The 17728-nt window shown below is 37.4% G+C and carries 18 protein-coding genes; 16 read left to right on the top strand and 2 right to left on the bottom strand.

The window, feature by feature from the left end; genetic code table 11:
• Window positions 1-15 precede the first annotated feature (15 nt).
• From M3610_RS24030 to M3610_RS24015, 4 genes are all read left to right on the top strand, one after another.
• Entirely contained in the window at window positions 16-1290 is a 1275-nt protein-coding gene (locus tag M3610_RS24030; protein ID WP_251463155.1) for a LysM peptidoglycan-binding domain-containing protein, read from the top strand.
• Window positions 1291-1545: 255 nt separating this feature from the next.
• Window positions 1546-3006, top strand: coding sequence for a D-alanyl-D-alanine carboxypeptidase/D-alanyl-D-alanine endopeptidase (dacB, locus tag M3610_RS24025; RefSeq protein ID WP_251463154.1), 1461 nt, complete (start codon window positions 1546-1548; stop codon window positions 3004-3006).
• 72 nt (window positions 3007-3078) lie between these two features.
• Window positions 3079-3915: a deoxyribonuclease IV gene (locus M3610_RS24020; protein ID WP_251463179.1), complete on the top strand. Its 837-nt coding sequence runs from the start codon at window positions 3079-3081 to the stop codon at window positions 3913-3915.
• Window positions 3916-3994: 79 nt separating this feature from the next.
• Window positions 3995-4717: a CBS domain-containing protein gene (locus tag M3610_RS24015; protein ID WP_251463153.1), complete on the top strand. Its 723-nt coding sequence runs from the start codon at window positions 3995-3997 to the stop codon at window positions 4715-4717.
• A gap of 52 nt (window positions 4718-4769) precedes the next feature.
• Here the strand turns inward: M3610_RS24015 and M3610_RS24010 are convergent, their stop codons facing one another.
• Window positions 4770-5498 (bottom strand): hypothetical protein, encoded by a 729-nt coding sequence (locus M3610_RS24010; RefSeq protein ID WP_098573783.1) that lies wholly within the window; start codon window positions 5496-5498, stop codon window positions 4770-4772.
• A 317-nt stretch (window positions 5499-5815) separates the two neighbouring features.
• Between M3610_RS24010 and M3610_RS24005 the strand changes: the two genes are divergently transcribed.
• Entirely contained in the window at window positions 5816-6538 is a 723-nt protein-coding gene (locus M3610_RS24005; RefSeq protein WP_098573781.1) for a DsbA family oxidoreductase, read from the top strand.
• A gap of 71 nt (window positions 6539-6609) precedes the next feature.
• On the opposite strand, the gene M3610_RS24000 is transcribed toward M3610_RS24005, so the two are convergent.
• Window positions 6610-6987: a CotG/ExsB N-terminal domain-containing protein gene (locus M3610_RS24000; protein WP_251463152.1), complete on the bottom strand. Its 378-nt coding sequence runs from the start codon at window positions 6985-6987 to the stop codon at window positions 6610-6612.
• A gap of 206 nt (window positions 6988-7193) precedes the next feature.
• Here M3610_RS24000 and M3610_RS23995 point away from each other — a divergent pair, with 206 nt between their 5' ends.
• The 11 genes from M3610_RS23995 (at window position 7194) to M3610_RS23945 (ending at window position 17262) form a co-directional block, all read left to right on the top strand.
• A complete protein-coding gene (locus tag M3610_RS23995) occupies window positions 7194-8285 on the top strand; it encodes a CotH kinase family protein (protein WP_251463151.1) in 1092 nt (363 codons plus the stop codon).
• A 244-nt stretch (window positions 8286-8529) separates the two neighbouring features.
• Window positions 8530-9486, top strand: coding sequence for an N-acetylmuramoyl-L-alanine amidase family protein (locus tag M3610_RS23990; RefSeq protein WP_251463150.1), 957 nt, complete (start codon window positions 8530-8532; stop codon window positions 9484-9486).
• A 199-nt stretch (window positions 9487-9685) separates the two neighbouring features.
• Window positions 9686-10141 (top strand): N-acetyltransferase, encoded by a 456-nt coding sequence (locus M3610_RS23985; protein WP_098573775.1) that lies wholly within the window; start codon window positions 9686-9688, stop codon window positions 10139-10141.
• Window positions 10142-10622: 481 nt separating this feature from the next.
• On the top strand, window positions 10623-10745 hold the full coding sequence (locus M3610_RS23980; protein WP_251463149.1) for a GapA-binding peptide SR1P: 123 nt from the start codon (window positions 10623-10625) through the stop codon (window positions 10743-10745).
• A 257-nt stretch (window positions 10746-11002) separates the two neighbouring features.
• The gene (locus M3610_RS23975; RefSeq protein ID WP_180230099.1) at window positions 11003-11170 is read left to right on the top strand and encodes a hypothetical protein; all 168 of its coding nucleotides are present in this window, start codon (window positions 11003-11005) and stop codon (window positions 11168-11170) included.
• Between the two features lie 225 nt (window positions 11171-11395).
• Complete coding sequence (locus M3610_RS23970; RefSeq protein ID WP_251463148.1) at window positions 11396-12052, top strand: PIG-L deacetylase family protein; 657 nt, start codon at window positions 11396-11398, stop codon at window positions 12050-12052.
• Window positions 12049-13341 carry a glycosyltransferase family 4 protein gene (locus M3610_RS23965; RefSeq protein ID WP_251463147.1) on the top strand — a complete coding sequence of 431 codons (1293 nt, stop codon included), beginning with the start codon at window positions 12049-12051 and terminating at the stop codon, window positions 13339-13341. The genes M3610_RS23970 and M3610_RS23965 overlap by 4 nt, the downstream gene beginning before the upstream one ends.
• A 15-nt stretch (window positions 13342-13356) precedes the next feature.
• Entirely contained in the window at window positions 13357-14538 is a 1182-nt protein-coding gene (locus M3610_RS23960) for a carboxylate--amine ligase (RefSeq protein WP_251463146.1), read from the top strand.
• A gap of 28 nt (window positions 14539-14566) precedes the next feature.
• Window positions 14567-15637, top strand: coding sequence for a phosphotransferase (locus M3610_RS23955; RefSeq protein WP_251463145.1), 1071 nt, complete (start codon window positions 14567-14569; stop codon window positions 15635-15637).
• 107 nt (window positions 15638-15744) lie between these two features.
• The gene (locus M3610_RS23950; RefSeq protein WP_251463144.1) at window positions 15745-16671 is read left to right on the top strand and encodes an NAD-dependent epimerase/dehydratase family protein; all 927 of its coding nucleotides are present in this window, start codon (window positions 15745-15747) and stop codon (window positions 16669-16671) included.
• 18 nt (window positions 16672-16689) lie between these two features.
• Window positions 16690-17262, top strand: a complete 573-nt coding sequence (locus tag M3610_RS23945) for a kinase (RefSeq protein WP_251463143.1) — start codon at window positions 16690-16692, stop codon at window positions 17260-17262.
• Window positions 17263-17728: the final 466 nt, after the last annotated feature.

Below are 17728 nucleotides of genomic sequence, written 5' to 3'. Positions count from 1 at the left end.
AAGGAGTGTGAGAACATGGCTGTTCATATTGTGGCTGCTGGTGAAAATTTATGGAAGATTTCCACAAAGTATGGTGTTGCGACCCAAACGATTGTCGCACTGAATGGATTGCCATCATCTAATGCACTCACTCCAGGACTTGCATTATATCTCCCGGATCATCTGCCTCCACTTCACGCGTATCGAATTAAAGCCGGCGATCATATCTGGAAAATAGCTAAGCAATTTAACAGTCATCCGGCAGACATTCTGGCCGCAAATCCCGGTTTGAATCCAACTCAATTGTTAATAGGTCAAATCATCAATGTGCCATCTCCGATGAAATCGGATCTTACGACACTTGGATTTTTAGTACCTTCCTCCGTAGCTGCAAATCTGGCAACCTTGAATTCTATTGCGGGGCAACTTACTTATTTGGCAGTGGTCGCTTATTCTTTTACAAAGGAGGGATATGCCTTTAATATGGTCGAGGATTCAGCCATAGTTGCTAGAAGCAATCAATTGAAGGTCGTCCCATTGATGATGATTAGAAATTTGGTGGGAACTGATTTTAGTGCGGAGTTGGCTGGAAGGGTGCTCGAAAATCCAACATATCGTGCCAATTTAGTGGCAAGTATTGTGAATTTAACGAAACAACGTGGGTTTGGCGGCGTTAGTATTGACTTTGAATTTATTCCTCCTGCACGACGGAATGACTTTATATTGTTTCTTACGGCATTAAAAAGGAGTTTAGGACAATTGATATTACATGTAAATGTTCATGCGAAAACAGCTGATATACCGACAAATCGAATTATCGGTGCATACGATTATGCTGGGATTGGTAATGTAGTTGATTTAATTGCCGTGATGACAATGGATTATGGTTACCCTGGAGGACCTCCTGATCCAATTGCCCCGATTCCGTGGCTGGAGCAAGTCATTCAATACTCACTTACGCAGATTAATCCTCGTAAGTTACAAATCGCGTTGGCGTTGTATGGGTATGACAAGGTTGTTGGGACGAATCAAACACGTGCCCTATCTGTAAATGCTGCACAAAATCAAGCGATTGCTGTTGGCGAACCGATTGAATTTGATGCTACAGCGAAAGCACCATGGTATCGCTACTGGCCTGGTGGGAAGGAACATATCGTTTGGTTTGAAGATATTCGCAGTTATATAGAAAAGTATAACTTAATGGGTATTTATCGATTAGCGGGCACGACTTTTTGGCAAATTAGCTTACCGGCACCTCAGAATTGGGCATATCTTAGAAAAAATTTTAATGTGGTGAGGAGAATGGTGTAAAATTACACTGCGATTGGTGAGGGAATTTGCTTTTGTATAATTTTAAGGTGGTTTTGTACAATTTTGGGATAGTTTTGTGGAAATTTTACTGCCTTTTGTACAAAAAATTGAATGTTTTGTACCATTTTCAAAGGGTTTAGTACAATTAGACATATTCTGGAAATCTAATGGTTGTCCTATTAAAAAGGGCATTGATGATATTATTTGTTTTTTTCGGACAAACTTTTAGGAAAAAGGAAAGGCTGGAAGCAAAGCTTGAGCAAAAGATTTAAATATTACATTCTTATTTTAATATTGATGATTCCATCTTCAATAAAAGTAAATGCCATGTATAGTCACGAAAAAATGGTCCAACAGATGGATCAACTAATCAATAACGAGCCAGCATTAAAGGGGGCCATTGCTGGGGTTAGTATCCGTTCTGCTGAAGATGGAAAAATCATCTATTCCCATCAAGGCGATGTCCGCTTAAGACCCGCTTCGAACATGAAGCTATTAACTGCTGCTGCCGCCCTGCATATCCTTGGCGAAGATTACACGTTCACGACGGAGATATATACAGATGGCGCCTTGAAAAAGAAAACTCTCAACGGAAATCTCTATTTAAAAGGGAAGGGCGACCCAACATTATTGAAATCCGATTTTGATCAAATAGCTGTTGAAATCAAAAAACACGGCATCAAAAAAATAAACGGAAATATCGTCGGAGATGATACCTGGTATGATGGTGTCCGCTATTCACTCGACCTGCCCTGGAGCGATGAAACCACCCATTATGGGGCACAGATTTCGGCACTAACAGCATCACCAACCCAAGACTTTGATGCTGGATCGGTCAAAGTTGTCGTCCAACCTGCAACGAAAAAAGGTGACAAGCCAATCATAAAACTGACCCCGAAAACCAATTATCTAAAAATCGTCAATCACGCCGTCACCGGTGCAGAGGAAGGTAAAAAGAATATCACGGTCGAGCGGGTACACGCAAAAAATGCCATCACCATCAAAGGAACAATCCCAATCAAGGCAAAACCGGAACAGGACTGGATTGGTGTCTGGGATCCAACAAAATATGCCATGTCCCTATTAAAACAATCGTTAACAGAACACGGAATTCAAGTGACTGGAAAACTAAAAACAGGAATGGTGCCTGACACCGCAAAAATGTTTACAACCTATCATTCGATACCATTATCTGAACTAATGGTTCCTTTTATGAAACTGAGCAACAACGTCCATGCAGAAATTTTAATGAAGGAAATGGGCAAGGTTGTGAAGGGGAAAGGGAGTTGGGAAAACGGATTGAAAGTATTAAATTCCGAATTAGTCAAATTTGGGGTTAACCCCAAAACAATGGTGCTTCGAGATGGGTCCGGTGTTTCGCATGTCAATCTGATTCCAGCAAACCAACTAACACAACTGTTGTTTGCCGTGCAGAAAGAAAAGTGGTTTTCGAGCTATCTTCAGTCATTACCAGTCGCTGGGGCACCTGGAAAGATGGAAGGCGGGACCTTAAGAAATCGCTTAAAAGATCCTCTTGTCCGAGGAAGGGTAAAGGCAAAAACAGGAACCATCTCTACGGTGAGTTCTATATCAGGATACATAAAAACGAAAAGTGGACAAACCTTAATCTTTTCGATTCTATTAAATAATTTACTTGAAGATACTAAAGGGAAAAAGGTAGAGGATCGTATCCTAACTATAATAGCCAATCAATAATTAACCTAATTCGAATAGAATAGTCATGCTCAACAAACCTTATATGTAAAAAGTATGGATGGAGACTCAATGATGATCTATGGCAGTCATGTTAGCATTAGAAACGGATATTTAGGAGCAGCAAAACAAGCGGTTGCAAACGATGCATCCGCTTTTCAATATTTTCCGAAAAACCCGAGAAGCCTTTCCATTAAGGATTTCGACCGAGAAGATGCGAAAAACTGTAAACAATTTTGCAAACAGCATCAACTTCAATCGATTGCTCATACACCATATTCCACAAGTTTAACACCTTCCGAGGACAAGCGGAAATTAACAATCGCTTCCCTTTTAAATGATTTAGAAATTGCCAATGCCTGTGGGTCCATTGGGGTCGTGGTCCATTATGGAAGCCAAATTAGCCAAACTGATCCACTAGCAAGTTATCATTTAATGCTTGCGATGTTAAATGGAGTACTCAGTCAGTGGGATGGAGACTGTTTGATACTGTTAGAGAATAATGCTGGTACAAAAGGAGCTTTAGGAACAACCTTTGAGGAACTGGTTCAAATTAGAAATCTATGTGATTATCCGGAAAAGATTGGTTTTTGCCTCGATACCTGTCATGCCTTTGCGAGCGGCCTTTGGACAGGGGGAAATTCAGGTGATCTGCTCGAAAATGGGGAAAGTTTAGGATACTATGCCGAGTTAAAGGCCATTCATTTAAATAACTCAAAATACCCAACAGGCTCAAAGAAAGATCGGCACGCAAACATTTTCCACACGAATGGCCTGATCCAAGCCCATCAATTAATGGAACTAATTACATCACCTGTTTTTAAGGGAATCCCCTTAGTCCTAGAAACTCCTGATGATGAAGGTATGACTCATAGAGAAGAAATTGAAATGCTCAAGCAAAAGTGGGGGTAATAATTTCTTGAAAATTTGAAGTATTAATTTTACTATAAATATAATGATAAATAGTAATTCCGTGGGAGAGCAAATAAATATGAATAAAAAACAAGGACAGCTTCTTTCTGAACGTTTTGAAGTAGCTTTTAACCAAGTACATGATGCGTTGCGGGATATCGTTCAAATAAATGATGATAGATTCGTCGTCCTCGTGAAGGTTGGCGCAAAAAAATATCAAATGATTGAAACGTATAAAAAAGACTTAGAGCAATATGCTCGGCTTCGGAACGCCATTGTGCACGAGAAAATGGAAATTGGCTTTTATATTGCGGAGCCCAATGCAAAGGTCGTTTCTCATATTGAAAAAATCGCTAATGTGTTTAACCGACCTAATTATTCACTATCGATTGCTACGAAGAAAGTGGTGTTCTTTGATTATCACGACAGTATCTTAAAAGTAACTGACGCCATTAAGCTCTACGGTTATTCGAAGTTTCCCGTCTATAAAAATAAAAAATGTGTGGGGTTACTTACATCGAGTTCCATTGTGAAGTGGATGGCGCAAAATATGGAAAGCAGCCTTGTCAATTTAGCTGATATCCATGTGGCGGAAATCATGAATTACGAGAAAGAATATCCGATTGAAATCGTCTCAAAAGAGATTAATATATTTGAGGTTGAAAATCTTTTTGAAAAGGCACATAAGAAAAAGCGTAAAATCGAAGCTGTCATCGTCACTGAAAATGGGAAAGAGGACGAGACTCCTCTTGGCATGATCACTCTTTGGGATCTAATTCAAATCGATTACACGGTAGAATGAGAAAAGGAGCATCCATATGGTATGCTCCTTTTATATCTTTTGGATTATTTGTTTAAAATTCAAACTCACTTAATTGATCCATATGCGAGGCAATCATGGCGATGATGGTGGTTGCTTCTTCTTTGCTAAAAATAAAATGGGATTCATCTTTAATTAATTCATCATCAGTTGTCCAGATTCGATTAACACGTTTGAGGACACCGTCACCAGTGGCTTGAACCAATCCGAATTGATAGGTGACTTCGACTTCATCTTCATGTTTAAAGGCTGTTACCTCCGGTGTAGACCAATCTACATCAATTTCCTCAAAGATGTCGTCACTGTTGACTTGTTCCGCTTCGTAATACTCTTCTTCGTCGTCATCATCCACATAAACGGTTTCAATCTCACCATCATCCTCATCATAGACCTCGGAAGTCTGAAGATAGACCCCATCATCTGTATAATGGTCATCGCCGTTCATATAATCATGCAGACTGGCGTGAACTTCCTCGATGATGTCCTCTATATCTGAAAGGATGACCTTCGCCGTATGTCCGGTGTCCACATCGAAGGTATCGATGTAAAATTCCTCGTTTTGAGGATCAAAGAACAATGAGCAGAAATAATCACGCTCCAACTCTTCCGTATCAACATCTGCGGTATCGACATAAAACTCAATCCTCGGATGTTTGGCAGCTCTTTCAACGGTCATTTGACCAACCTGATCATATTCTTCACAAATAGATTCCAGGTGTTCTTGCAGTTCTCCACATACTCTGTCAAACCATTCTAACGACATCAAACATCCCATCCTTTCTATGTTAACCCGAGGTTATTATTACCAAATTTGAACGATTTATTCTTTTCTTATAATTTGAATGTATATTCTTCTTCAGCCACTGCTTTTACTCTCTTTCACAAAATGGAACGACGATTTTGTCGCTTGCTACATTGTCCCTTTAACCGGTTGATGATCAACTACTTGAGGCATTATTTTTTGCATATCCTAAAGTGACCCATTTAACAATCCCCAAACTATTTCAGTGAGCATCATGAATTGGATTTCACTCTCCTTGTGGTACTATATAACTTATCAGAAGAAATGGAGGTGCCGAAATGAAAATTGAAGTTTGGTCTGATTATGTATGTCCGTTTTGTTATATAGGAAAACGCCGATTAGAATTAGCTTTGGATCAATTTCCTCACAAGGATCAAGTAGAAGTAGAATTCAAAAGTTTTGAGCTTGACCCAAATTCGCCTAAAAAGATTGATCAAAGTATTCATGAGGTGTTGGCACATAAATACGGGATGAGTTTGGAGCAAGCGAAACAAGCGAATCAGGGGGTCGGTCAGCAGGCAGCCACTGTTGGCTTGACGTTTAATTTTGATGAAATGAAGCCAACGAATACATTTGATGCCCACCGTTTGGCCAAATTTGCAGAAACACAAGGAAAAGAAGCGCTCGTCTCAGAAAAACTTCTTCGTGCCTATTTTACAGAGTCGAAGCATATTGGGGAAATTGAAACACTTGCAGATATTGCTGAAGCAGCAGGTTTAAATCGACAAGAAGTATTGAATGTCTTAAATGATAAAAATGCGTTTGCGGTTGATGTCCGCAATGATGAATCCCTTGCCCAGCAGTATGGTGTTCGCGGGGTACCGTACTTCGTCATTAATCAAAAATATGCAATTTCAGGTGCCCAACCTACAGAAACCTTTATCGGAGCGTTGCAAAAAGTTTGGGAAGAAGAGTCTCCGGTTCCAGTTCTGCAAGATCTTTCAACCGAGGAAGATGTTAGTTGTGCGGATGGCAATTGTGTTATTCCAGAGAAAAAGTAGAGATTGTTTCATAAATAAGGATGGGAAAGGAAGACAAGTTTCCTTTCCCATTTTATTTTATAAAGACCATATTAGCGATTGCGGACTCTTAAATTCCACATGTTGCCATCCTTCCAACAACGATTGATGATAGAATTGCATCTATAACCCCGACGCCATCCTGTCCATCTGCAGCATCTAGAAGTTCTTCGTCTTGAGGTACACCTTCTGGAAGTATTTCGGTTTCTTGAAGTGTTACGATTTCTAGAAGTATTCCGGTTTCTTGATGTATTACGTCTAGATGTGTTCATCCGTGATGTCATTTGCTGTCTGGATGTTCTACGTCTAGATGTCCTTCTTCGTGTAGTGCGACGGTCTTGACTAGGGTCACGGAACATAAAGTCCCAAAATTCGCCTTGTCTTACTTCATCTGCCGCTCTTTCAATATCTTCAGCTGAAAAATCGCTCATAGTAACTTAGCACCTCCTTTAAGCTTGAAAAGGGAGTACATATCTGATTGACAAATTTGTCCAAGAAACTCTCTCTTCTTCTAATAAATTACGTGTGTACAGGTACAATTGAGTGAGAAAAAGGCCTATCAATGAAAAAAAAGCTGTCCAACCGGGGACCTCCTTCCTACAATTCTCATACGAATATAGGAGGGAGGAATAAAATAATGGACGAGACAGCACTACTACCGCAATACAAACTATTTATTAGACCCATCGACCTGCGGGAACTAAGAAGAGACATTTGGATTGATGACCCAATACCAGCCCAGTTAACAATTGAAGGGAAACGGCTCGACATTGATATTGCCTATCGAGGATCTCATATCCGTGATTTTTCAAAAAAGTCATACCAGGTTTCCTTCTACAAACCAAAAACCTACAGAGGTTCCAAACATATTCATTTGAATGCGGAATTTAAGGATCCTTCATTTATTAGAAACAAACTATCATTTGATTTCTTTGCGGAGCTAGGTGTTTTATCACCTCAATCGCATCATATCTTTTTGAATCTGAATGGGAAAGCTGAAGGGGTCTATTTGGAAATTGAGAGTGTGGATGAGAATTTTTTAACAAGAAGGGACTTACCGAAAGGGAGTATCTTTTATGCCGTTGATGGGGACGCCAACTTCTCACTAATGAGCGATTTGGACAAAGAAACAAAAAAATCCCTCCGATTAGGCTATGAAAGAAAATTTGGTGCGCCAGAAGATGATTTTTACTTACAGGAATTTATCTTTAATATCAATACATTTTCAAAAAGTGAATTTGAAAAAGAAATTCATAAATTTGTAGATATTGATAAATATCTCCGTTGGGTGGCTGGTGTTATTTTTACATCAAACTATGATGGGTTTGTTCATAACTATGCCCTTTATAGGAATGGTGAAACACGCCTTTTTGAGATTATTCCGTGGGACTATGATGCAACATGGGGCCGGGATGTCAATGGGAAACCGTTGGAGTCTGATTATGTTCCGATTGATGGTTTTAATACATTAACTGCACGATTATTATATGTGGATACCTTTAGAAAGCAATATCAACAGCTCCTAAAGGAGATAATGGAGCAGCAATTTACAGTAGGACATATGATTCCGAAGGTGGAAAAACTCTCACAATTGATTCGTCCTTATGTCTTAGAGGACCCATATAAAAAACAAGATATGGATAAATTCGACCAGGAATTATCGGTCATCACGAAATATATCGAGGAAAGAAGAAAATACTTATCCAGGAAATTAGCAGCGCTAAATTGAAGTGTTGAGAGGAAAAGGAGCCATCTACTTGCTAGGTGGTTATTTTTATCGTGGTTCAAAGTTAGAAATGTAGGATTTCATAAAGAGTTTGTCGAAATATAATACTATCTGTAATTATTCGGAATTTTACTCAATAATATGTTATTAAAGATGGCTCGGCCCCATAATATGATTGTGGCCCATTAAATATTGTTGGAAAAGACAATATGAATTTGATCAATAGCCGAAAGGAGTTTCTGTAGTAATGTCAAAGACAGTAAAAATAGGAATCACAATCATAATCCTTCTAGCAGTGATTCCTGTGTACTTTCTCTTCAATCAACCAATCGAAGAGGGAGGAAATGACCCAAAAACGAAGAATGTGAAGTTGGAACAAGAAGTTGCTAAAATCGCAGCGATAAAAACTAAGGAAGAAACAACTGATACGAATGAACTTGCTTCAGAAGGCCAAGATAACCCAGCAGCAGAAATGAACGAAGAACCTGTAAAACAGGAATTTAGTAAAGAAAATCAAGAAACAATCAAAACTTCAGATGAAGAAGAAAAAGAAAAAGAGGAAGGGCAAAAGGACTTTTTAGTCGTCATTGATCCTGGACACCAACGTTCTGCTAACCTGGGACAGGAGCCTGTAGGACCGGGTGCGTTAGAAAATAAAATTAAAGTAACGGGTGGAACGGCTGGAGTTGCTACAGGGAAGCCAGAGTACAAATTAACGTTAGAGGCCTCGCTAATTTTAGGAAAATTGCTTGAAAAAAGAGGAGTAAAAGTCATTTATACCCGAACAAGCCATGATGTGAATATGAGTAACAAAGAAAGAGCCGAAATCGCTAATCAAAATCACGCCGACTTATTTGTGCGGATTCATGCGGATGGATCAACCAATCGGAGTGTTAAAGGGCTTTCTGTCTTAACTCCCTCAGATGATGATCCATATACAAAGGCTATTTATGAAGATAGTCTAAAGGCTTCCCAGCTTATACTTGATGAAACTAAAAAAAATCCAGCTGTAAAAGTAAATGGGATATCGTTTCGCAGTGACCTATCAGGCTTTAATTGGTCGAAAGTGCCTAGTACGTTAATTGAAATGGGCTTTATGAGCAATCCTAGCGAAGACAAGAACCTGTCCGACACCGGCTATCTTACCAACTTAGTCACCAACATTTCAGATGGGATTATAAACTACTCCAATAGGAATAAATAGGTGTTAGAAAAGGGTGTCAGGCACCTAACGGTGCCTGACACCCTTTTTTTGCTATTCGGTTCAATCTCTTTGTAAGGTAAAGTCAGCTGCAGTTGCATTCACTTTCTTAAGATCATTGAAGGGTAATTCCTTAAAACGATTGAATGAAAATACATATTGTTGTATATTTATAAATAAATGTTACAAAAGGAGATACAGAATGGATATTTACCATGCAGTGACAAGTGATGTTAAAGATATTTATGATTTAATCCAAATTTTTGCTGAAAAAGGAACCGTATTGCCTCGTACGTATTTATCCCTTTATCAACATATACAATGTTTGTATGTTATGAAAGAGGATAATAATATACTAGGGGTTGCAGGATTACATGTTTTAGGACAAGACCTGGCAGAGATACGATCTTTGGTTGTTTCTCCCGATTATGCTGGAAAAGGTATTGGTCGCAAATTAGTTAATCGTATTATAAGTGATGCACCGAAACTTGGAATTAGCCGTGTAATGTCTTTCACATACGAAACAGAGTTTTTCAAAAAATGTGGCTTTAAGATCGTAGCTAGGGAGACTTTGCCTGAAAAAGTGTGGGTGGATTGTATGAATTGTCCTAAGTTAGATTGTTGTGATGAAGTCGCAATGATTAAGTATGTGGGGTAAGGTGTCAGATAGATTGCATAAAGTGATATTAAACTTGGCAGTTTACAAGAAAAATAGGAATGGTGCCATAATGTGGTGCCATTTTCTTCGTTGTGTAGGAAATGATAAATTCTAGATTTGTTTTTCTTTCTGAAAATTCAATTAAAATTTGAAAATGTAAGCGTTTTCTATTATAATAGATAATGGGTTGGATGGCATGCGTGGCCGTCAAGGTATCTGGCGTAGGTGGGGCCGATACTAGGGACAGATGTAAATTATTCTTTGTGGTTATATACTTTTCAAGTTATCTGAAATTTGTGCACCAGAACCTTAAATTTATAGTTTCCTAACAATCGAGATTATTCCTTTAAATGTGTTATACAATTTACGATTGACAATCTAAATGTGATATACTATTATAATATCAACAAGTAAAAACCGCTTACATTTTAAGAGGTTAAAATTGTCTATCTAATAAAATTCAAACAAAGGGGTTTTTCTAATGGGAACTATCATATGCCAAAATTGCAATAACACAATTGAGCAATTTGAGAATGAGAAAGTATCAACTTTGTACGGACAATGCACTTGCTGTGATAAACAACAAAAGAAGGCTTCTAAATAATTCAAGATAAATTAATACAATAAAAACCGTTCTCAAATGATGAGAACGGTTTTTATTGTTCCTGGGAACAATCGCATTTACAACAACATAAAAACTTTATTTGAACCGTTTTCGGTTGTACCGGAAACGATTATTGCATACTTTATCTTGTGCAGTGTTTTATGGATGCCGCTAGATGGTTTTCATACCCTTTTTTGGAAAAGGGCATGCTTTGAAACTTTTATAGAAAAATAAATGAAATGTAGAGGTGGGGAAGAATGCTGCGTAAGGTGATTATGGTTATAGATGATGAAGAAAGTGTAAAAAATGCAATAAGAGAAATCTTAAAATCGAAAAATAAAGGACATGAGTATGCGCTAGATTTAACCAGAATTAAAGATAGGGAAAGGAAAACAGACATCATGAAAAGGTTAACGAGGTTCTAATAAGAAGGGATTGCTTTTTAGAAAATATACTTGAAAAATTATACTGCTCTAGAGAACATATGCGGAATGCATATGTTTTTTTATTGAAAATCGAGTGTAGAAGGAAATAGCCAATAATTCCTAAAAATGCCTATTTTTCTTTATTACCATATTTGTCCATATCGCCTTCTTCTTATTAACATATAATTACAAGAAAACTATTTTAACAGGAGTTGAGGTTTTCTAATGAGTAAGAATGTGCTTGTGATTGCCGCTCATCCTGATGATGAGATTCTTGGAAGTGGAGGTACCATTAAGAAATTAATTAATCATGGCTATAAAGTCATTACTGTGATTGCTGCTAAGGGGCGGAAGGAAGAGGAGCATCATATACCAGAATTTATGCTGAAGGCAAATAAACACTTAGGTGTAGATGAGGTTCTATTTCTGGAATTCCCAAATTTATTACTGGAAACAATCCCGTTGGTTGAAATTAACAAATCGATTGAGAACCTGCTGTACAAATATACTCCTGACATGATTTTCACCCATCATTATGGTGATACCAACCGTGACCACCAAATATTATTTCAGGCAGTGTTAACAGCAGCACGGCCGTTGCCTGGAAAAGATCCGGTTGAAATTCTTTGTTTTGAAACGGTTTCGTCGAGTGAATGGAGTCAGCATACAAATGACAAAGAATTCAAACCTAATTATTTTGTGGATATTACAGATACCATAGAAGATAAAATCAAATCTCTTCAATATTATGATGTAGAAATGAGACCATTCCCACATCCACGTTCCTATGATGGTGTGAGATATTTGGCACGTATCAGAGGTATGACGGTTGGGGTCGAATACGGGGAAGCATTTGAAATCATTAGGAGGGTATGGAAATGATCGAAAATGCCCAACCTTTTATGCCGGCCATTTTTCCATATTTAATCTCTACATTGGATCAATATTATGGAATCGATCAACCTATTGAACATGAACTAGCAACAAAAAGGGAGCACTTCCATACAACAAAAATTCAAAACAAAAAATTAAAAATTTTAATCACAACATTTTGGGAATATCCATTGATAGGCGGCTTGCAGAAATATATCAATACCCTTAAAATTGGCTTGGAAAATTTAGGACATAGTGTCGATGTAATAGCATTAAACTCTTTTTCGCCAGAGGAAATGAAGAAATTACGCAATCACTTTTCTGAGGAATTTAAACAATTTTTTCTTAATCGTTATGGCAGTTTTAATGAAAAAATTCTACACAATATCAGCAAATTATCCAGTTATTATATGATGTTAAAAAATTTTGATCTGTCTCAATACGATATTATCCACGCACAAGATCGATATACAGCTAATGTACTGGGAATGCTTAACCAATCCTTTCAAAAACCTCTTCTTTTTACACCTCACGGATTTATGACCCAAAACAGATTAAAGTTTAACTTGATAGAGGAAGGTTCGGTTGAGCAAAACTATTTTTGGGCGATTGATAGCCATGCCATAAAAAATGCCAATCAAGTAATCGTCCTTTGCGATATCTTCCGTCCAATTCTAGGAAATTTAGGTGCAGCTGATAATAAAATAACTACTGTTCATACAGGGATTGATTTTGGTGTAGGGAATTTTCAGAAGAAAAGCAGGAATAAAACGGTCATAACTTGTATCGCACGGCTTCGTCCTCGTAAAGGACATAAGTATTTATTTGAAGCGTTAGCTCTAATAAAAAACAAACTGAAAAATGTAGAAGTGAGGATTGTCGGCGATGGCGAAATGAGAAAGGATCTTGAGAAGCAGGTAAAACAGTTGAGATTAAAAAATATTACTTTTTTAGGGAGCAGAAATGACATACCCAAGTTGTTAAGCGAATCAGACATTTTTGTACTCCCAACAACTAGTGATACACTGCCGCTCTCCATTATCGAAGCAATGTTTAGCAATCAGGCAATCCTTACAACCAATTGCGGGGGGATTCCAGAGATTATTGAAGATAACTATTCAGGAATTATCGTTGAACCTGCTAACTACAAGCAACTTGCAGACAAGTTATTTCTCCTCTTACAAAAAAAATCATTAAGGGAAGAATTAGCACAAAATGCCTATGCATATGCACAACGACATTTAACCGTTAATAAAATGGTTCGGAAAATTGAAGAAGTTTATCAATCATTATTATGAAAGGAGGAGAACAACATGCGACACGATGTTCCTGCTGTTGTACTTGATCTTAGTGCAACAGGTATAGGAATTGTAAGAAGTTTAGCGCAAACCGGAATAAAGGTATATGCCTTTGATACAAAAGGAAAATATGAAATTGGTAAAACTCGATTAGCCACTAGTGGAATTTGTCCGAATCCAGTTAGTGAAGGACCTGCATTAATTTTATTTCTTACCAGGCTGGCACAAAAAGTAGGACAAAAGGCAGTCCTGTACGCAGGTTCCGATGACTTTGTTCAGTTTATTTCAAAAAACAGATTTGTCCTTTCCCACTATTATAGGTTTCTATTACCAAAACACACCCTGGTAGAAGCGGTATTGGATAAAAGACTAACATACGAATTGGCGCTTAAATCAAATGTGCCATGCCCAAAAACATTTGCTATTAATAACGAAGAGCAGTTCGAAGAAATTATTGATCAAGTTACCTTCCCATGCATTTTAAAACCAGTTTATTCCTCCCATTTTCGCACAAATATCGATCATAGACTCTATAAGAAAGCAATCGTTGTTGAAGAGCCTTCTAAATTGAGAGAAGAGTACCTTTTTTATCGCCCATTCGGGGAACTCATGATTCAGGAAGTCATCCCTGGTAATGAGGATTGCATTTATTCTGTCAAAACATTTTTTGATGAGAAAATGAATTTAGTTGGCTTGTGGATGAATCAAAAATTACATCAATTTCCTCCACATTTTGGATCAACAGCCCTTGCCCTTAGTATTAGGGACGAAGAAGTCATTCAACTCGCTACGACATTTCTGAAAGATATTGAATTCAAAGGCTTAGCTATTGCCGAATTTAAACGGGACCCAAGAGATGGAAAACTGAAATTTATTGAAATCAATTCAAGAATCGGTTTAACTCAAGCCTTATCAATTGCTTGTGGGGTTAATTTGGCTCACTTGTATTATTTATCCCTTACCGGGCAAAATCCCACACCAGTGACACAGCAGAAAGAAGGGGTCAAATGGGTTTACTTTGTTCGGGATTTTCTATCCTTTCGCCAAAAACACAAAAAAGGGGAAATGAAATTCTTTGAGTGGATAAAGAGCTTATCTGGTAAAAAAGTTGAGGCTCTTTTTGCTTGGAATGACCCACTTCCATTTGTTCGAAGTTTTGTTTCCCATTTGCGAAATTTATGGGGAAGACAGTTATAAATAATAAATGAAGGAGGGAACATTCTTTTTGAATAGTTTAGAAGAAGTTTTAAGCTGTTGGAAACAATATGATTGGGAAGTAAAGCTAAAAAAAGTCCTGAATAAAAAAGTAAAATTAGTAAATGAAAAAATAGAATGCCTTAAAAATACTCGTGAAAAGACTAGTATTTGGAAGTTGATTCTAACAGATGGACGGGAGTTCATTCCCATCGTACTAAAGATATACAAACAGCCGCTGAAAGAAAATCATCGGTTGGAAATCAATATGTATCAAAAAGCCTATAACATTTATCAAGAGTTTATGCCGAAATTGTATTGGTTGGAACCGAACGTTAATGGCGATGAAACATGGATGTTTACTGAATGCTTACAGCCGTTACGTGGACAAATAAAATTAGCCCCCAAGCATTTGGAACAAATTATCCCCACGGTGGCAAAATTTCATGCCATAACATATGATAAACGATTTTTACAGCATGCGGACCTATTTGACTCCTCACTTCCCTTCTTTGATTCCGAGGAAAAGGTTAAGGAAAGGACGAAAGGAATCAAAAAGGCAAAGGAAAACCTAGAACGGGCAATGAAAGATCCTAATTTAACAGAATTGATAGCACCAAGGTATAAAATAATCAAAAAAATATTAAAAAAAGGTCCCGTTTTTTTTCCTGAAATTACTGAATCCGGACAATGTCTCATCCATGGCGACCTCCATGTCCATAATATTTGCTGTGAAAATGCCAATGATGTAGAGAATTGGAAAATTACTTTAATTGATTGGGAGTCTGCGAAACATTATCCATGCTGGTATGATTTAGTCGTTTTAGTTGAATTATTAATAGATTTTCGCTCAGATTGGCAGCAGAGTGAAGAAGAGATTCGAAGAAATTGCGTGCAAGTTTATTGTGAAGAGATGTTAAAATATGGAATAACCTTTAATGAAGATCCATTAAATCTTCTTAAAAAAGCCTATTTACAAAGAACGCTTGAAAAAAAGCTCTCTAGTCATTTGCAAAAGGTGTTGGATGGAGGTAAGAGCACTCTCCTCAAGAGATATCTCGAGAAAATAGAGGTTTGGGGCAAAGAACTGGGGTTATATTAGTGAACAGCTCAAGAATTAAAAAAGTATTTAGATATGAAAGGAGATTGTTGAATGGATAAGATTAGACGATCATCTTTTAGCTTAATAAAAGAGAGTAGTGAGTCTGGATGAAGGTGCTCGTAACAGGGGGAGCTGGATTCATTGGTTCGCATGTTGTCGATTTATTAATTCAATCTGGCTATGAACCAATCGTAGTAGATAATTTACGTACAGGTAAAAGAGAATTTGTCCCTCCCAACGTTCAATTCATTAAAATGGACATCGCTTCGCCCCGAATAGAGTCTGTTTTTGCCAGAGAAAAACCGGATGTGGTGATCCACTTGGCGGCTCAAGTAGATGTTGCCTACTCGGTAAAAAATCCAGTCGAGGATGCTAACCAAAATATTCTTGGAACGATTCGATTATTGGCCTGCTCCTACAAGTTTAACGTAAAAAAATTCATATTTTCTTCGTCTTGTGCTGTATACGGGGAAAAAGATGACTGTAGTATAAAGGAAACATTCCCCGTTCAACCTCTATCCTTTTATGGAATTAGCAAATATACTTCAGAACAATACATTCAGGCCTTTCATCAACTTTTTCAACTTCCTTACACGATTCTTAGATATGCGAATGTTTATGGACCGCGCCAATCTTCTAATGGAGAAGGCGGGGTCATCTCCATCTTTTTGAAGAAAGTGCTCAATGGTGAAGCCCCATGTATATCAGGAGACGGAGAACAAACAAGAGATTTTGTGTATGTGAAAGATGTCGCGCGTGCCAATCTATTATCCATTGAAAAGGGGACAAATGGTATTTTCAATATCGGTACTAATTCTAAAACAAGCATTAATCAACTATTTAATATAATCACTTCCCTAACTAATAGTAATTTATTACCTATCCCTATGCCTGAACGCGAAGGGGATATTCGTTATAGTCAATTGGACAATACCGAAGCGGTGAATCTTTTGTCGTGGAAACCTAACTTTGATTTGCAAACAGGATTAACTGAAACCTTAAACTATTATAAAGGGAAATTGAAATACGAATGAAATTAAAGGAGATAATAGATGAATGATTTTAATAAAATAGCAGCCAAAAATAATGGCAAAATAACGTTACAAGATTTGAACGGCTTTCCAATGCTTGGGAAAGGTGCAGATGGATCCGTTTTTCAATTGTCACCTGAGAAGTGTGTCAAAGTATATGTTAATGAAGACAATCAAAAAAAGGAGTTAAATGCTCTACAAATAGGACAATCAAGTTCCGTTATCCCCCGTCTCTATGAATATGGATCCAATTATATTGTAATGGAATTGGTGAATGGAGGTAATCTAAAAGCCTACTTAAAAAAGGAGAAGCAACTACCCAAACTAATTGCAATGAAAATATTATTCATGCTAACAGAATTAAAAAAAGTTGGTTTTGCTAGACTTGACACCGAGGTTCGGCACATTTTTTTTAATGAGCTGGGAGAAATAAAAGTGATTGATCACAAGAGGGCAATGACTACCGAAAGGTCTGTCCCGACCAAATTATTCACTGGATTAAAAAAACTTGGCTATTTAGATGAGTTTTTAAGACATGTGAAGGAGTTAAACCCATCTTTATATGAGGAATGGAAAAAGATAGACTTAAAATAATAACAAAAGGGGAACAAAAGGGCTGTTGTGGTTTGCGAATCACAGCCCTTTTTAGTTAATTGGAAAAATTTATCATTGAACTTTGAGTAACTAACATGGTACTATATAAAAGTTCTCTTCGGGCAGGTAAACACCTTCGAACAATTAACTATTTAATTTTAAAAATAGAAGTTGACTTGTTTGTGAGATTTATAGTATAATATTTTTTGTCGCTTTTTACTGAAGTGAGCTTGTTCTTTGAAAACTAAACAAACAAAATCGTGCAAACAAATAATAACAATCGTGTTTCTACTATTATATAGTGAAACATGAGCCAACGTAACAAATGAGCTAATCAAATTTCTCGCTTATTAACGAGCAGTAATATCCTAACGGATAAACTGCCCGTAAATACCCGATCGATTCGACTAACCATCGCGGGGGAAAACACCCCACGATGGAAGTCTCATCTTATTGGAGAGTTTGA

Source organism: Neobacillus sp. MER 74 (assembly GCF_023714155.1).
This window is presented reverse-complemented; position numbering and strand designations above follow the sequence as displayed.

Bases quoted from the DNA above. Each gene is read 5' to 3' on its own strand.
- M3610_RS23945 (WP_251463143.1), top strand. From the start codon at position 16,690: ATGAATGATTTTAATAAAATAGCAGCCAAAAATAATGGCAAAATAACG.
- M3610_RS23995 (WP_251463151.1), top strand. From the start codon at position 7,194: ATGGACGAGACAGCACTACTACCGCAATACAAACTATTTATTAGACCC.
- M3610_RS23950 (WP_251463144.1), top strand. From the start codon at position 15,745: ATGAAGGTGCTCGTAACAGGGGGAGCTGGATTCATTGGTTCGCATGTT.
- M3610_RS23985 (WP_098573775.1), top strand. From the start codon at position 9,686: ATGGATATTTACCATGCAGTGACAAGTGATGTTAAAGATATTTATGAT.
- M3610_RS24015 (WP_251463153.1), top strand. From the start codon at position 3,995: ATGAATAAAAAACAAGGACAGCTTCTTTCTGAACGTTTTGAAGTAGCT.
- M3610_RS23990 (WP_251463150.1), top strand. From the start codon at position 8,530: ATGTCAAAGACAGTAAAAATAGGAATCACAATCATAATCCTTCTAGCA.
- M3610_RS24020 (WP_251463179.1), top strand. From the start codon at position 3,079: ATGATCTATGGCAGTCATGTTAGCATTAGAAACGGATATTTAGGAGCA.
- M3610_RS23975 (WP_180230099.1), top strand. From the start codon at position 11,003: ATGCTGCGTAAGGTGATTATGGTTATAGATGATGAAGAAAGTGTAAAA.
- M3610_RS23965 (WP_251463147.1), top strand. From the start codon at position 12,049: ATGATCGAAAATGCCCAACCTTTTATGCCGGCCATTTTTCCATATTTA.
- M3610_RS23960 (WP_251463146.1), top strand. From the start codon at position 13,357: ATGCGACACGATGTTCCTGCTGTTGTACTTGATCTTAGTGCAACAGGT.
- M3610_RS23970 (WP_251463148.1), top strand. From the start codon at position 11,396: ATGAGTAAGAATGTGCTTGTGATTGCCGCTCATCCTGATGATGAGATT.
- M3610_RS24005 (WP_098573781.1), top strand. From the start codon at position 5,816: ATGAAAATTGAAGTTTGGTCTGATTATGTATGTCCGTTTTGTTATATA.
- M3610_RS24030 (WP_251463155.1), top strand. From the start codon at position 16: ATGGCTGTTCATATTGTGGCTGCTGGTGAAAATTTATGGAAGATTTCC.
- M3610_RS23980 (WP_251463149.1), top strand. From the start codon at position 10,623: ATGGGAACTATCATATGCCAAAATTGCAATAACACAATTGAGCAATTT.
- M3610_RS24000 (WP_251463152.1), bottom strand. From the start codon at position 6,987: ATGAGCGATTTTTCAGCTGAAGATATTGAAAGAGCGGCAGATGAAGTA.
- M3610_RS24010 (WP_098573783.1), bottom strand. From the start codon at position 5,498: ATGTCGTTAGAATGGTTTGACAGAGTATGTGGAGAACTGCAAGAACAC.